The sequence below is a fragment of the Nitrospira sp. genome (genome assembly GCA_024760525.1).
GTDB lineage: Bacteria > Nitrospirota > Nitrospiria > Nitrospirales > Nitrospiraceae > Nitrospira_D.
In genome coordinates this window covers 1,421,714-1,437,929 of the sequence record CP060499.1, presented here as the reverse complement: position 1 = coordinate 1,437,929, position 16,216 = coordinate 1,421,714, and the positions used below count along the sequence as shown (strand labels likewise).

Genomic DNA, 16,216 nt, shown 5'->3' with positions numbered 1-16,216 from the left:
ATATGCGTGACGTGATAAATCTTATAGTTCATCCAATCTATCAATCTTTTATATCGGCATATTTATATATTCGCCGACCTGAATATTCCACAATGACTTGGGGAAATGGATTATCAGTTCGATCAGGCGATCATTTTGCTACGAAAACTAAACGTGACTGTAGCAGGGTAAAGGAGAGAATTCCTGAAGAAGGATCGGCTAGAGAAGGACTGTTACCTGCAAGCGACAACTCTTACTGACCTTCAAGACCTTCGTCGCTTCCTAAAAATCGTTTCATGAGCAGTGAGAAATGTTGACGAGGAATTCCGCTGTCTGCGGCAGCTTTCGTGATGACACCGCCGTGCTGCGCGAGTTTGACCCGCAGGTAGGACTTCGTAAACTCTTCGAGCGCTCGTTCCTTCGCCTCCATATACGGAAGAGCGGCCAACCCAGGGTCTGCTGGTACTAGACTGTCCGTATCATCTTGTTGAAGCACACGTTGGACATCTCGAGCTGAAATGGTATCGCTAGTCAAAAACATGACCAGCCGCTCCATGACATTGCGAAGCTCTCGTCCGTTCCCGGGCCAAGCATAGGACATCAGCACACGCACCGCCTCTTCATCAAGATGGCACGGGGGCTTGCCCATCGCTTGAACGAGGCGGCTGAGCATATGGCGCGCGATAAGGGGAACGTCTTCACGGCGCTCGCGAAGCGGGGGCACTCGAATCGAGACGACGGCGAGCCGATAATACAAATCCTTCCTGAAGGTCCCCGCCCGCACCCGTGCCTCGAGATCTCGGTTGGTCGCAGCAATCACGCGCATATCGACTCGGCGAACTCTGGTTCCGCCTACCGGACGCACTTCGTTTTCCTCCAAGACACGCAAGAGTTTTGCTTGAAGGAGAAGCGGCAGTTCCCCGATTTCGTCCAGAAATACGGTGCCGCCGTTCGCCAACTCAATGAGGCCGGGCTTGTCGGCGATAGCCCCCGTAAAGGCGCCCCGCACATGCCCGAACAGCTCGGACTCCATCATTCCATCGGGGACCGTCGTACAATCGATCACCTGAAACGGTTGATCGGCCTTTGCGCTCTGCTGGTGAATGGCTCGGGCGATCATCCCCTTTCCCGTTCCCGTTTCCCCGGTGATCAAGACCGTGGACTGGACTTGGGCCGCCTCACTGATACTTCGCCTGACTTGCTCGAAGGCGATGCTGCCCCCCACGAAGCCATTGACTTCGAATTGCCGGCGATCCTGCTGCTCGTAGATCGCATGCCGCCGCAGTATTTCGGAGATTCGGATCGCCCGATGGAGACGGATCCCTAAATCTTGCGCATTGACGGGTTTGAGCACATAGTCGAACGCGCCTCGCCGCATCGCATCCACGGCCATAGGGACCGCGTTCATCCGCGTGACCACCAACACCGGCAATTCCGGATCGATCGTCTGGAGGCGGCTGACCAGATCCAGCCCGTCCATCCCGGGCAACACGAGGTCGGTGAGCACCACATCGACGGCCCGTTCACTGATCAATTGCAAGGCCCCTTCGGCCGTGGGACGCACTTCCATGTCGAAGTCTCCCCCCAACGGCTTCAGATCCGCCGCTTCGAGGGCATGCAGCATCAACTCCACGTCCGTTGCGTTATCCTCGACGACCAAAATCGTGAACGGCGCCGTTGATCTGGCTCTGGTCGATCGCAAGGCCGATACTCCACCGTAGGTCATCATTTCATCCTTCCTCACGAGACCTCCCGTCGAATGACACCGGCCGCATCGAGTCGCGTGGACAACTGCACCCGCTCGTTGAACATCCCCACGCGCTCCTGCACACTCGGAACTGTGAACCGTACCGTACAGCCGGGTCCTTCGGTGTCTTCAATCCACACCTTGCCGCCGTATAGCTCCACGATGCGCTGGGTGATGGTCAACCCGATTCCGCTTCCGGTTGTATCGGACATCAACAAGCGGACAAACGGTTGAAATACTCGGGTGCGTTGATGCAGGGGAATTCCGATGCCGTTGTCTTTCACATCGAATGTGACCAAAGGACCGTGGACTCGAGCGCGGATCTCCACTGCAGGCGACCTCCCCTCCCGAGCGAACTTCAGCGCATTTGAGATCAGATTGTCAAAGACCTGTCGAAGATGCGCATCATGGCAGGCGACGAGCGGCAGTCCTGATTCGACAGACACGATCCCCTGGAGCCGTTCGATCTCTTCGGCATGGACCCTCACCACCTCACGGATGACCGCGGCCGGATCGACGGCCACGGCAATCCCCGGTTCCGCACCCACACGAGCCACCGTTAAGATACCTTCAACCCGCTGCACCAGGTCCTTTCCATTTTCTTCAATAAGCGATAACCAGCGCTTTGTCCTTGCATCGAGTTTCCCGACATCCTGCTGAATGAGTAGCCGGGCAAGTTCTTCCATGCGGGCTCCGGGTCCTTTGAGGTCATGAGCCAACGCTTCCGCCAAATGCTCGAGTTGCCGAAGGCGTATCATCAATCCGCGTTGTTTCTGTTGGGCCGCCCGCTGCAGCCGCGCGTTCAAAATGGCCAACGAGATTTCCTGCGCCAAGCCTTCCGCCAAACGCTGATTCCACTCATGTCCCGCCCGTGGTCGCTCGCTCATAAACGACAGAACACCGAACGGAATCCCGTCCGCCAGCAGCGGGACTGCCAGTACGCTGCCCTCTATTAGATTGCTCCTCTTCGTCCAGAGCCACTCGTCCGAACGAGACCGTTCCCCAGCGGCGGTCCCGCGCGTCTCAAACGCCTGGACACAAATCGGAAGCTCTTTCCAAGGCACAACCGATGTCTTCAGTCGGTCGTTCCAGTCGCCGGAAGCGGCTTCGACAATCCAAGAACTCTCCCGTTCATCGCACAGCAGCAGCAGACAGATATCTGCGCGCACCAATCCAACCGCTCGGTCTGTGATTCGATAGAGCGCCTGGTCAAGCTCGTCCGGACCGCTGGCATTGATCTCTTGCCCGATGGCATTGAGCGCCTCGATCTCCTTGAGATTCGTCTCGATGCGGCGAGCCATGGCGAGGTAGGCGTCTGCCAACTGACCGAGTTCGTCCTTTGTCTTTCCACCGTCGGCCAACAGTTGAGTAATTCCCGCCACATCGACTTGCGCTCCGATCCTTGCCGTGGCGGATTGAAGCCGCGTGATAGGCTCGGTGAGCGCTTGAGCCAACACTCGTGAGACAATCCATCCCAGCGCAACCACACCGGCCAAGGTCACCCACAGTCCGATAAATGTTCGCTGTGACAACCCATCGGCCTGTTTCTGAAGTGAGTTGCGTTCCCGTTCCAAGCGGTCTTCGAGGGTGCGGAGGTCCTGGAGTAGAACATCGGATAGTCGAAGTCCTTCACCAGACCGTACATAGGCCAGCGCTTTCTCCGCCAGTCCGTTTCGAATGTCCGCGATCAAATCGAGCTTCGATCGCAACAACACTTTGAGTTGTTGCTCGATCTTTCCGAGACCGTTCGAAGCACCGGGAAGCCTGGCGAGCGACGTGGTGGCATTGGACAACGCTTGATCGAGTCTCGCTTCCGCGTCGGCCAGGGGAGCAAGAAAAGCCGGGCTCTGCGTCAAGACATAGCCGCGAAATCCGTCTTCGATGTCGATGGCCAGTCTCCCCAGCAGATGTACTTCCTCTTCTGCCAGCATGACTTCCTGCCGCTGTTGTTGAAGCACGAGCAGCTGTTGGACGAAATAGAGATGAAGAGCAATGCCGACACTAAGCGGCACACAAAGCAAGAGAAGCGCCGCCCATACCTTGTGTTGAATGCGAAGCCGGTCCACCCACTGTGTGACCCATCGGTCCATCACGCAGTGCCCTCTCAATTCACGAATGTACGGCTAAATGTGAGCCTCGGAAGAAAGCAATGTCAAGACCGGCCACTCTTGTCGTCTTCCCGGTAGGCGCTCATACCTGGAACTGAGCCTCGTAGAGGCCCGCGTAGACCCCTCCACGACTGAGCAGAGCATCATGCCGGCCATCTTCCACCAGCCGACCTTTATCGAGCACCAAAATCCGATCCACATCATGGAGGGTAGACAAACGGTGGGCAATGATGAACGTGGTTCGACCAACAGTCAGGTCGGTCAAGGCTTCGCGGATTTTCACTTCGGTCTCCGTGTCGATATTGGACGTCGCTTCGTCAAAAATAACGATGGGTGGATCCTTCAACAACACCCGCGCGATCGAAACCCGCTGCTTTTGGCCGACCGACAACTTGACCCCTCGTTCACCGATCCAGGTATCATATCCTTCCGGCAATGCCGCAATGAACTCGTGCGCTCTCGCCACGCGCGCCGCCGCTTCCAGCCGATCCTGATCCGCGTTCAAATGGCCGTACAGGAGATTGTCTTTCACCGTCCCGTTGAATAAAAACGGTTCCTGTTGCACAAACCCGATCTGCTCTCGCAGATACGCAATCGGAAGGTCCCGAATATCTGTTCCATCAATGAGGATCGCCCCGTCCGTCACATCGTAAAACCGCATCAACAACTTGAGCAACGTGCTCTTCCCGGCGCCGCTCATCCCAACCAGTGCCACGCGTTCCCCGGCCGGCACCGTCGCTTCGAACTCTTTCAGCACGGGGACATCGGGCCGGTAGTGGAACCGCACGTGCGTGAATCGAACCTCCCCATGGGCGCGCTGAATGGGTGCGACCGCACCGGGACGATCGGCGACTTCGGGAACCGTATCCAGCACATCGAACACCCGCTCGCTCGCCGCCAACGCATGTTGCAACATATGATTGACTGAATGAATCTGATTGATCGGGACGTAGAACATCGCCAGATAGGACAGAAACAACACCAGCTCGCCGAGTGTGAGCCGGCCTTCCATGACCTCTCCCGCGCCATACCACAGGATCAAGACGGTCCCGAAGGCCGCGACGAGAATCATTCCCGGTGAATAGACTGACCACAGCACCATCGCTTTGAGATTCTTTTCGCTATACGCATGGCTCAGCCGGTCGAACCTGGCCTGTTCATGTTCTTGTCGGCCGAACCCCATCGTCTCCCTGATGCCGGACAACGAATCTTGCAGATAGCCGTTCAGCTCGGCGGCGCTTTGTCTGGTCTGCTGATAGTACCCGTGTACCCTCGAGGTAAACCAGCTCGCGGACACGGCCAGCAGTGGGATCGGCAGGAGCGAAAGTGCCGCCAGCTTCCAGTTGAGCATGAATAACAGCCCCGTGATCCCGATAAGCGTCAACGATGCCGTCAGCATCCCTTCGAGCCCGTCGATAAAGATCCGCTCGACATGCTCCGTGTCGTTTGTGACTCGGGACATGATCTCGCCCGTGGACCGATTCTCAAAATAGGTAATCGAGAGGCGTTGGAGGGCGGAAAAGATGTGCCGGCGCAGGTCATGGACGACGGTCTGCTCAAGTTGATTGTTGAGCCTGATCCGCAGCGAGGCGAACAGATTTTTGAACACATAGGCGCCGACCAGGAGGCCGATCGCCCATGGCAAGAGCGACGCTTGTTTGGCTTGGATCACGTCGTCGATGATGATTTTGATGACCCAAGGAGGAACCAGCTCCATCGCCGTGGCGCAACCGGCGCAGACCAACGTCGCGATCGCGAGCGTCCGATGGGGCCGAAGATAGAGAAGAACACGAAAAAGAGATTTCACAATCGGCCAGGCACGGAAGGCATTAAATCACGTTTGTGGGCTCTTGTTGCCAATACTGCGAGAACTCTTGAAGTTGTGTCAGGGTGGACATATCCGTCATACGATCGAGAAAGACTTTGCCGATCAAGTGATCAAGCTCGTGTTGAATGCAGACCGCATAGAGGCCGGTCGCCTCAAAATCCAGAGTCTTCCCTTTCCGATCGAGTCCCTTGACGCGCACCAGGGAAGGCCTCGTGACTTTCCCTCGCAGTCCGTCGACGCTCAGGCAGCCTTCCCAGTTTTCCACCTGCTGGGGACCGTAATACACGATCGATGGATTGATGAGGACTGTCTCGGGGAACCCCCCTTCGCCCTTGCAGGCCATTACGACCAATTGAATCGAGCGCGAGACCTGAGGCGCGGCCAGCCCAATGCCCGGCTCGTCGTACATGGTTTCAAACATGTCGTCGATCAACCGTTGCAGGTCTGACGATTTGATGTCCCGGGGATCGATCGGAGCGGCGATTTTGCGAAGGATCGGATTCCCGAGTTTGGCGATATTCAGCATGGTTCCCGTCTTCGTCTTCATATCATTATATTCGTAACATAGGAATCTCTTGGCCCGCAACCTCCCTCCGTTAGGAACTCCGCTTCGACCGCCGTGGCTCCGGAATCTCAAAGACGTCTTTGTTGGTATCCCACCACTCGACCCATTCGTTCGACCACAGCGCCCGATCCTGTTTGGTCGAGGTATCCCAATCGTGGAATTCGGTCTCATGGCGCGTAAGAATCCACAGCGATTGCAGCGCCGAGAGGGCCACGAAGCGTTCGTCATCGCTTACGATCGGGATCAAGAGTGGAATGACGGCCTTTTGCCGGACATACCGCGATTCAAACGCGGCAGCCTTTCTGACCGACGGATTGGGGTCTTTCGCCATCACCTCGATGGCTTCGGGCGCTTTGGCCGGATCCAGACGGACCGCAACCCGCAAGGCATGTTCCCTCACGCGAGGAAGTTCACCCTGCTCCTTTGCCGTGGAGATGAGCGCTGAAACCCCTGCCACGCCTTTCATCATCAACAGGGTCTCGATCGCATTGTACCGGATTCTCGGACTGGACATAGTGAGGGCCTTGACCAAAACCGGGACTGAGGGCTCTCCCAGATGGACGAATTCTCCCATGGCCCAAAACTCCTGCTTGCCTTCCAGCAACGGCAGCAAGGCTTCGGCACGCTGCAGTTCTTCGGGACTCAGCGGATTCTTGTTCGGCGGGATCGAGACATCCGGTATCTCCTGATTCTTCGGCGGGGCCTCATAGGGCATTTGGACGGACCAGACACGCGCGGGCTGATCGAACCACGCACAGAATGCCTCCCCTCCCACAACGCTGGAGAGGATAACCGCGGCCATGCATACATACTTGATCACGCTGTTTGAGCTCCTTCTAGTTGGAGGTCACCGTGTGGCACATGTCGAATGGGGCGTTGATTATGAGACGATATCACCAAATCGAATCGGTAGGAGCGAGCGGCACAACCGCTCCAAGAGCGGTTCGGATTAATCCAGCGCGGCGTTGGTCGCGCGGAGATGCTTTCTGACTCGAACTTTTTCGTGGTGCTTGCGAAGCAACTGCCGACGGAGGATCTCACTGTTTTCCGCGACAATCCTGACCAGACGATCCATATCTTCAGCATGATCTCGAACGAGTTCGGACAGTTTCTGCATCTGCCCTTCCAACCGTTCCAGACGCCACGCCATATCGTCCACCGGGCCGGAAGACGATTTCGCCGAAAGCTTTGTTACGCGACTGTTGGTGCTCCGAGGTAGTGCGGCGACCACGACATCTCGCTTCATGCTGACTCCTTTGCTTCAAATACTTTGCACGCTGTTCACGCCGACGAGCAGAACCGGATCTGGCCTAGTATTATCCGCATGGATCGGGAAGTCAACGATTCCGCTTCCTTTCTATTTCATGCTAGTCCTGCTAGAATTTGCCCGTGAAAAATATTTTTACGATGGTCTTGGCCGGCGGCAAGGGCGAGCGACTCTTCCCACTCACGGACCAACGCGCGAAGCCGGCGGTTCCGTTCGGAGGCAAATACCGAATCATCGACTTTACCCTGAGCAATTGCCTCAATTCCGGTCTCCGTAAGATCGCCGTTCTCATTCAGTACAAATCGCATTCTCTCGATCGTCATATCCGAGTCGGCTGGGATATTCTCAACGCTGAACTGGGAGAGTATATCGCCTCCGTTCCCCCTCAGCAGCGTATCAGCGAAGATTGGTATCGGGGCACCGCGGATGCCGTCTATCAGAACATGTTCTTGATCGACGGGGAGCATCCTGAGTTCCTGTTCATCCTCGCCGGCGACCATGTATATAAGATGAACTATGCGGAAATGTACCACTGGCTCATCGCGAAGAGCGCGGATGCGGTGGTCGGCGCCATCGACATCCCGGTCCAGGAGGCTACTCGCTTCGGCGTCATCGCGGTGGACGAGGATTATCGGATTACCCGCTTCGATGAAAAGCCGGCGAACCCCATTCCGCTTCCCAACGATCCCGCCCACGCCTTTGCATCGATGGGCATTTATCTGTTCCGCACGAAGGCGCTCCGCGAACACTTGATTGCCGACGCGCAAGGGGGCGGCGCGCACGACTTCGGGAAAAACATCATTCCGAGAATGATCGAGCAACGGCGGGTGTACGCGTTCAAGTTCCACGACGCCAATAAGAAGGCCATCAAATACTGGCGCGATATCGGCACGCTCGATGCCTACTGGGAAGCGAATATGGATCTGGTCGCCGTCGATCCTCAATTCAACTTGTACGACCCTGAATGGCCGATCAGAACCTATCAAGGGCAATTTCCGCCGGCCAAGTTTGTCTTCGCGCAGGATTATCAGGGAGGCCGGATGGGCGTCGCGCTCGATTCGATCGTCTGCGGCGGGTGTATCATCTCAGGCGGACGGGTGCAGAATTCAATCTTGTCTCCCAATGTCCGCGTGCAAGACCATGCCGATGTTCGCGAATCCATCGTCATGGAGAACGTGATGATCGGCGAGCACAGCCGTATCAAGCGCGCCATCATCGACAAGGGTGTCACGATTCCCCCCAACACTGAAATCGGGTACAATCGCGAAGCCGATGCTCAACGGTTCACCGTCACCGAATCGGGTCTCGTCGTGATCTCAAAGGGAATGAAGCTGCATGCCGCCGTCGATCCATCCGGTTGATCTCGTCACCGCCCTCCGCCAGAAGCATCTCACACCCGCAATCGTGTTCCTTACTTCACGCCGGGCCTGCGACGAAGCCATGGAGGCCTTCGACCATGCCGACATCGTCCTTCCCCCGATCCGGCAAGAGGCCATCGCCGGAACCCTCGAACGGGTCACGGCTCAGCATCCCAGCATTGCGGAACACCCGCTTCTTCCCATCGTGCGGCGGGTCGGCGTCGCCGCCCATCACGCCGGACACTTGCCTTCCTGGAAAATCGCGATCGAAGAGTTGATGCGGCAGGGTAATCTCGATGCGGTGTTTGCGACCACGACTCTGGCCGCAGGTGTGGATTTCCCGGCTCGCACGGTCGTGATCACCCAATCGAGCATCCGCAAGTCGCGCGATTTCACCGACCTGACGATCGGAGAAGTCCAGCAGATCGCCGGACGGGCCGGCCGCCGCGGGAAGGATCTCGTCGGGTTCGCGGTCGTGACCCCTTCTCCTTATATCGACTTGGGGGTGCTGACCAAAGGCTTGACCGGGCAGCCCGAGGCGATCGACAGCCAATTCACGATCAGCTACCCGATGGTCTTGAACCTCTTGAAAGCCCATCCTCATGAGCACATTCAAGGAATTCTCGCCAAGAGCTTCGCGCAATTCCAGCTCAACCAGCGCGCCGAACTCCTCGAACAAAAACTGGACGTGCTCCATGTGCAGCTGGAACCGTTCGGCCCCCGCGTCTGCACCGATTGGATCACGCAATGGCAAACCTTCGATCATGCGCGCAGACACCGCCCCACGCGGCATCAGATTCACCGGTCGGAGTCTCCGGAAATATCCGCTCGCTTGCCGTTTTTGACGCCGGGGCGCGTGGTGGGGCTCACCAAAGGACGCGGAATTGTGCTCCGGCAGTATCGGAGCAAAGGCCAAAAGAACTCCATGCTCACCGTCTTGCGACCGGACAACGCCGTCACCGAATGCCCGGCCACGAGCATTAAAGAAGTCTATGACCGCGTCTACGAATGCGAGGAGATTTCGACGTATCCGTGGTGTTCGGCCGAAGCGTTTGATCGGCTCAGTTATCAACTGGAAGAACTGCCGACGCGATTGCCCGTCCTTCCCATTCTCGTACCGACCCACAGCGAGCCGCTGCCCGATGCGATCGTGCAATCGCTGGGTGATTTTCCCTGCCCGACGTGTTCTTCGCGCGCAGCCTGCCAGAAAGACTTCCACACGGCCTCGCGGCTTCGCCAGGAACAGCAGCGCCACATTAAGTCCATACAAGCGCTGCGGACCAGTTTATGGCATCGATTCCAAGAGCGCGTGGAAGTGCTCCAGAAATTCGGGTATCTCACGCTGGCGGCCCAACTCACGACTGAAGGCGAATGGGCCAGGCTCATCCGTATCGATCACTCGCTGTTGATTACGGAACTGATCCGTGCCGAAGCCTTCACGGGCGCAGACCCGTCCCTCCTCACGGGCATCATGGCCAGTCTGGCCCACGATGACGACCGTCCCGGCGCCTTTCCGCGCATCAGCGCCGGACTGAGCTCGCTGTTGGGGCAGGTGCGCAAATTGGCGGAGAGTTTATCTCCGTATGAAGACCCTCCCCTCCTGCGCGCGGACGTCGCAGCCTTGGCCGAACGCTGGGTCGCCGATCCTACCCTCACGTGGATCGGGCTTTGCCGATTGACCACGATGGCAGAAGGCGATATCTACCGTCTACTTGCCCGAACCCTGGAGTTTTTGTCGCAGATTCAGACGCTGAAAGACACTCATCCCGGCCTCGCTGATTGTGCCGGGAACGCGATTACGCTGATCCGCCGTGGAGTCTTGGAGGAATTGCCATAATGAAGACGTCGCTCGTCGTTCGTGACGCGTCGTTCGCAAGCATCTGCTTTCCTTCTCCGATCCGCGTGCGCTTCGCACCTCCCGCTTCACCCCTGTTGAGAAAACTATGACGACCGACGAACTTGAACAACTACTCGCACAACAGCCCGTGGGCCTCTTGCATCGCCTTGCGCGCGGCCGCATCCATCGGCACTTCCGTGCCGGCAAGCGGCGCATCATCGAGCTGCTTCTTCAACACTCAAGCCACAATCGTGCAGGCTTCGAATCCGACCTGCAGGCACTGATCGGAGAACGGCAATCTCGCCCAGAAGCGACGTCGCCGCGCATCCCTCGCCCTCCAACGATCGCTCATAAGAAGAAGTCACTGCAGGGTGCAGAGCCGGAATCCTCCGAGTCGTCCGTCTCACTGTCGGGCTGGCTGGAAGGCATCGGGGTTCCTCCTCCGCAACCATTCATACCGGATCCCTGGCAAAGCGAGGCCTTGTCCGCTCTGAATGAAACCGACGTCGTGATCAGTGTCCCGACCGGAAGCGGAAAAACCTATGTCGCCGTCGAGGCGGCCCGTCGAGCCATGGAAGACAATCGCACGGTCATTTACACTTCGCCCCTCAAGGCCTTATCCAACACCAAGTACACGGAGTTTTCCCGGATCTTCGGCCCGGACAAAGTGGGCATTCTTACCGGAGACCGCCAAGAAAACGGTCAAGCCCCGCTGCTCATCATGACGACGGAGATTCTGCGCAACCTGCTCTATGATGCCGCGAGCGGAGAAATCGATGTTCGATTGGATACGTTGGGGCTCGTGATCCTCGATGAGTCGCAATACATCGCTGATCCGGAGCGAGGAGTCGTGTGGGAAGAAACCATCATCTTTTGCCCATCACAGGCCAGACTGCTGTTGCTCTCCGCCTCGATCGGCAATCCTCAGGATATTGCCGATTGGCTGACCTCAATCCGGACTACCACTTGCCGGCTGGTGCGCCACAGCAAACGCACGGTTCCCCTCAGAGCCGGTTATTTACACCCAAATGGGAAACTGACTCCGCTCTTCCGGACGCTGGGAATTCCATACGGGCACCCCAATCAGCTTCATCCGGAGGCCAAGCGCCTCTTTCTTGAATACGAAGACGAAACCCTGCCGTCCGGACGCACGAGACGCTAACCGGGTTACGATCTGAAACGATCAAAAGGATGCGGTGAGGCCGACCGTGGCACCGTGGCGGAAGGTTTGCAATTCCGTGAGGGGAGCCGTCTCAGAACCGCTTCCAAGAGTATGGACTTCCCATCGTCCGTAGTATGTCCGGTTCCACATGACCCGATACCCCGCCGTCAGCGCAAGCCGACGAGTCAGCATGATCTTTATGGACGGCTCAATACTCGCGCCTACTCCCACGCCCCACATCGAGAAGCTCGGATCCTGCTGCAAATCCACCCGCTGAAAATGGATGTCTTCATTGAACACGACACTGGCGGGTGAAAACAGCATCTTCACATTGGCACTGACTCGTTGCACGACTTGATATTCGAGTTGCCCGCCGATTTGTAGAGGAGTAATCCAATGGGTCGTGTTCTTGATCGCGGGTAATGTCGGGGAAGTCGGACCACAGGTGAGCACGGTCGAGTCGCAGCTGAGCCGGGTAATCCCGGTCGCTTCGTACGTGGTTCGCCAATACTGAAAGCCGCCCAGCAGATCCAGATGTCCGCGGCCGTTTGAAAATTCGACGGCCCGATATCCGGCATTCCCACTGACATACCATGTTCCTTTGCCCATGGTGTCGCTGCTCGTGCGGGAAAATAATCGCTGTCCTGCCAAGTAGTCATCATCGGTCAGCGACCCTCGATCAAAATCCACCGAGAAGCCGAAATGCCCTTGCAGGTAAAAGCGACGCGCGAGATTCAATTGTGCTCCGACGTCGAGAATATGAGTATCGCTGTCCTTAAACGTCAGCTTGGATGTCGGATCACCGAGTACGGGATTGAGCCCCGACGCATCATGACTCCACATGGTTTCGCCTGTCGTATACAGCCATGATCCGACGGATAACTCCAATCGCGGCCGCGCTTGCGGTTCAGGATCTTGCCCCCAGGCGGAGACAGCAGGAATCACCAGCATCACGAAGGCGACTGCCGAGCAGACCCAGCTTGACCCCTCACGTGCTCGGATCACCGCCGGACGCCTCCACGCTGGATCACGACCGTATCGAAGCATCGCTCAGTCTGGTCCGGCATGGCCCGTCCACAGGCGGCTTTAATGTCCTGCTCCTGCAGGTTCCGTTGAATGAATGCCGAAAACCAGACCAGCCATGTACCGATGATGGCAAGCAACACGGCACTCGCCGCGATATAACTCCACGCCGTCCAGGGAGATGTGGAGTTGTTCGGGGCACCAACAGGAGCTGCCTCTTCTCCCTTCACGAGATGAACGGATGCCATGACGGATTTCCTCGACAAGAAGATAACTCGATCGAACCAACCACCCGATCATACCCGACACTCTGCTCACTGAATAGACTTTTTCGCTCTCTCTCGCCGACTGAACCGATGTCTCCGCTCTGTACAAAACATGTGGAACTCTGATCATCCACCTTGGTAAGATGCGTCCGGCGATTGTGCTGATTCCACATGTTGGAACGATCAATCGCCGTACGATCGCGACCCTCCCGTGCCGAGGTAGCTCAGTTGGCAGAGCACAGCCCTGAAAAGGCTGGTGTCGACAGTTCGATTCTGTCCCTCGGCACCACACATATTCCCCTGACAAATAGAAGAGAACGCCGTACAACCCCGAATGAGGGACATCCCTTCCTCATTTCCCCTAGCTTGACCCCTAATCATAGACACTGTGACCATATGCGGCGTATGTGGCGATGGGGCAGTTCTATCAGGACTGCATTGAACATGGAAATCCGAGTGAGTAATGTATGCGATCGAAAATCATGACCCGCTGTCCATTCTGCGGATTGTACGGCCCGCATCGACCCAAGAAATCTTTCATGCTCTACATGTACGAAATCATTGCGATTATTTGTTCAGATCAACGAATATCGAAGGCTGCCCGAGTAGAATGCGTCGCGTGCTCCCATATGTTTAAACACTGAGAGGAACTTCACGCTGCCGACGGGGAAGTGAGTTTGACTTGCCGACGGGACAGTTGGCTCAGACGCGCTGCTGGGTGGGTCTATCTCGGAGATGCTCTTTGACGTACTTCAGCGCGAGAACGGGAACATAATCTGGGATGCAAGCCACCTGATCAAGAAGGTGGATTTCCTTCCAGAGGATGTCATGCGCTTCGGAGGGTGTCAAAGCAAACCACTTCGCCAAGTCGCTGACATCATACTCGATGGCTTTCGTGTCTACCGTGGATACCATCAGCATGCTCCACTCCCATGCTGATCCAATCCTGGAGGAATATCTAGAGACAAGCCACTAAACTAGTAGCTTTACTAGTCAGTGCCGGCCAAACCTTAGCGTATGTCAAGTACTGGGGACCGACGATTCCACTCTTCTACGTGGCGCTTGCAGAGTGTCGCTCTCCCGATCGTATCATCCAGTGTCTACCCTCGACGTGTCGGGTAGAAAGGATCAGCAGAATACAACGAACTTAGCGTATTGAGGGGAGCAAAGTCATGTCATCTACCCCACGACAGGCAGAATTAAGGCTGTTTTGTGAGAAACCTCCGGCGGAGACCAGCAAGACCGAGCAGACCGCTGCCAAACAGGAACACGGCTCCGGGAAGGGGCACCGGCGCAAGGTTAAGGTTGCCATGAACGCCCGTAATCTGGCCGCTGAGAGTGTTGCCTAAGCCGTCACTGTAGCTGAATTCTCCGTCGAATAGCGGAAATTTGGCAGACAGTGCATTGGCGGCGCCGAGGAGGGAATCGTCATGAAACGCCCTGCCTGTGAGCTCGTTAAAAACCACGCCAAAAGAACTTTGAGAACCACCAAAGCTAAAGGCTACCGCGTCGAAGTTTCCCGGGACGTGAAAAACGTTCATGACGTAATCCACGGATGGATTGGATATCGTAGAACCTAAAAAGAAAGATCCAGGAACAGGAACATACAGGCTCATCTGATTGTCTGAAATCTGATCCTCTAATCCTCCCGGATCAAAGGTCACCCGCAGGATGGAACCCACTCCGACGCCTGACACATCGCCACGTTCTTCCAGTACTGTGCCGGTCATGGTCACCGGGGCCGCATAGGCCGGGTGTGTTGCGGCGAACATTCCTACAAAGGAAGCTGCTGCCGCTGCGGATTGGAAAGCCTTGAATGGGTTGCTGAAAGTCTTGCGAAATATAGACATTTAATTCTCCCTCAATTGTAGAGACTTGCCCTTGTTTGCACGGCGTGCATGACATAGGAGGCTAGTACTTGCCAACCCGTAAGAGCATAGGTACTAGCCGTATTTTAGAACGGCTAAAGTAATGCCTCTTTGTTAGGTCGAGTTATTGATTCTAGAGATCCTCGATTTCTAATGGATGGGCACAAATCTCAATTTTACGTAAATTCTTTTGCCGGATGATTGGTGCGGTGGGCGGCGTAGGAAGCTCTCCATTCCCTGCCCCGACGCGCATTACCCTGTTCTCCAGCGCGTCAGACCGCAAGCCAAGCCGGTTCGCTGGAGTCGCTGGGTTTTGACGAGACGATACACGTCGCTCGCTCACACTCCTAGCCTTTTCCCTAGTAGCACGACCCGTCCGGAATGTTTAGTCTGGTGCTGTCCAGTTATTGGAAAGCGGACTTCACCATGGCACGCTTCACAGAAATCTAACTCATCATTCCCATTGTCACGATCCTGGTCATTGGGTGGAGTAGCGCGTTGTTGAGCATTCTGTTCTTCTATCATTTCCTAGCATCGCTTAGTGGGGAGGTTGAATGATGAGCATGTTGAATTACCTCTTTTCAAATTCCAGGCTGAGATTCTCCTCTCGTTTTTCAATGGCTGGACGGTCGAGAAACGAACATGCCGTGATTTATAAGAGGCGCCAGATTGAACTGGCGGCTCGCCAGCAAGAGGACGGGCGATGGGTATGTCAGTATGTCATTATTGAGTTCGGACCAAGGCATTGGCGGCACAACAAGGGCTTGCTTGACGGTCGATTTGGCACCCGGCAACAAGCCGAAGCCGCTGCGCTGAAACAGGCCCGCCGGATCATCAACTCCTCTATGACCTGAGTCTAGGGCCGGTTCCTCCCTTCCCCCCGCCGCCACTTACTTGGCTCTCCTGCGCAGCGAGCCGAAGCATCATTGAAAGACGATCGGAGCCTGGAGTCGTCTGCCTGTCGCCAGCGCCCACATGGAGACCGCTCCAGTCGCCCATGGCGTATTCGCTCCCCCATCGTAATCGAAGACCACGGGGGAGGCCTGGTGGTGATACGCTGGAAATGAATGGCTAGGTCGTAGAGGATTCCATGAAGCCCTCCGGCCACCGACAAACTTGCCGGGGGGTCTTCCCCCAGGTGTTATTAGGGTGTTACATTCGGGGCCAGAGTCAGGGAGAGTCCGACAAAGGCAGACAAGGAGAAGCAA

Annotated in this window: 14 protein-coding genes and 1 tRNA gene; 5 read left to right on the top strand and 10 right to left on the bottom strand. The window is 56.4% G+C overall.

Going from position 1 to position 16,216, the window contains the following annotated elements:
• Positions 1-232 precede the first annotated feature (232 nt).
• The 6 genes from H8K04_06725 to H8K04_06700 form a co-directional block, all read right to left on the bottom strand.
• Positions 233-1,708, bottom strand: a complete 1,476-nt coding sequence (locus H8K04_06725; protein UVT17234.1) for a sigma-54-dependent Fis family transcriptional regulator — start codon at positions 1,706-1,708, stop codon at positions 233-235.
• A gap of 11 nt (positions 1,709-1,719) precedes the next feature.
• Positions 1,720-3,816 (bottom strand): CHASE3 domain-containing protein, encoded by a 2,097-nt coding sequence (locus tag H8K04_06720; protein ID UVT17233.1) that lies wholly within the window; start codon positions 3,814-3,816, stop codon positions 1,720-1,722.
• A 100-nt stretch (positions 3,817-3,916) separates the two neighbouring features.
• Positions 3,917-5,641, bottom strand: a complete 1,725-nt coding sequence (locus tag H8K04_06715; GenBank protein ID UVT17232.1) for an ABC transporter ATP-binding protein — start codon at positions 5,639-5,641, stop codon at positions 3,917-3,919.
• A gap of 22 nt (positions 5,642-5,663) precedes the next feature.
• Complete coding sequence (gene def, locus H8K04_06710; protein UVT17231.1) at positions 5,664-6,209, bottom strand: peptide deformylase; 546 nt, start codon at positions 6,207-6,209, stop codon at positions 5,664-5,666.
• A gap of 49 nt (positions 6,210-6,258) precedes the next feature.
• Positions 6,259-7,047 (bottom strand): HEAT repeat domain-containing protein, encoded by a 789-nt coding sequence (locus H8K04_06705; protein ID UVT17230.1) that lies wholly within the window; start codon positions 7,045-7,047, stop codon positions 6,259-6,261.
• A gap of 129 nt (positions 7,048-7,176) precedes the next feature.
• Positions 7,177-7,473 carry a hypothetical protein gene (locus H8K04_06700; protein UVT17229.1) on the bottom strand — a complete coding sequence of 99 codons (297 nt, stop codon included), beginning with the start codon at positions 7,471-7,473 and terminating at the stop codon, positions 7,177-7,179.
• Between the two features lie 143 nt (positions 7,474-7,616).
• Between H8K04_06700 and glgC the strand changes: the two genes are divergently transcribed.
• The 3 genes from glgC to H8K04_06685 all read left to right on the top strand — a co-directional run bounded on the left by glgC (position 7,617) and on the right by H8K04_06685 (position 11,851).
• On the top strand, positions 7,617-8,855 hold the full coding sequence (gene glgC, locus H8K04_06695; protein ID UVT17228.1) for a glucose-1-phosphate adenylyltransferase: 1,239 nt from the start codon (positions 7,617-7,619) through the stop codon (positions 8,853-8,855).
• A complete protein-coding gene (locus H8K04_06690; GenBank protein ID UVT17227.1) occupies positions 8,830-10,689 on the top strand; it encodes a hypothetical protein in 1,860 nt (619 codons plus the stop codon). The genes glgC and H8K04_06690 overlap by 26 nt, the downstream gene beginning before the upstream one ends.
• Positions 10,690-10,795: 106 nt before the next feature.
• Complete coding sequence (locus H8K04_06685; protein ID UVT17226.1) at positions 10,796-11,851, top strand: DEAD/DEAH box helicase; 1,056 nt, start codon at positions 10,796-10,798, stop codon at positions 11,849-11,851.
• A gap of 21 nt (positions 11,852-11,872) precedes the next feature.
• On the opposite strand, the gene H8K04_06680 is transcribed toward H8K04_06685, so the two are convergent.
• Positions 11,873-12,856, bottom strand: coding sequence for a hypothetical protein (locus H8K04_06680; GenBank protein UVT17225.1), 984 nt, complete (start codon positions 12,854-12,856; stop codon positions 11,873-11,875).
• A complete protein-coding gene (locus H8K04_06675; protein UVT17224.1) occupies positions 12,853-13,122 on the bottom strand; it encodes a hypothetical protein in 270 nt (89 codons plus the stop codon). The genes H8K04_06680 and H8K04_06675 overlap by 4 nt, the downstream gene beginning before the upstream one ends.
• Positions 13,123-13,353: 231 nt before the next feature.
• Here H8K04_06675 and H8K04_06670 point away from each other — a divergent pair.
• Positions 13,354-13,429: transfer RNA gene (locus H8K04_06670), tRNA-Phe, on the top strand.
• Between the two features lie 413 nt (positions 13,430-13,842).
• On the opposite strand, the gene H8K04_06665 is transcribed toward H8K04_06670, so the two are convergent.
• Complete coding sequence (locus H8K04_06665) at positions 13,843-14,061, bottom strand: hypothetical protein (GenBank protein UVT17223.1); 219 nt, start codon at positions 14,059-14,061, stop codon at positions 13,843-13,845.
• 278 nt (positions 14,062-14,339) lie between these two features.
• A complete protein-coding gene (locus H8K04_06660) occupies positions 14,340-14,990 on the bottom strand; it encodes a hypothetical protein (GenBank protein UVT17222.1) in 651 nt (216 codons plus the stop codon).
• A gap of 572 nt (positions 14,991-15,562) precedes the next feature.
• On the opposite strand from H8K04_06660, the gene H8K04_06655 reads away from it, so the two are divergent.
• Positions 15,563-15,862 (top strand): hypothetical protein, encoded by a 300-nt coding sequence (locus tag H8K04_06655; protein ID UVT17221.1) that lies wholly within the window; start codon positions 15,563-15,565, stop codon positions 15,860-15,862.
• Positions 15,863-16,216: the final 354 nt, after the last annotated feature.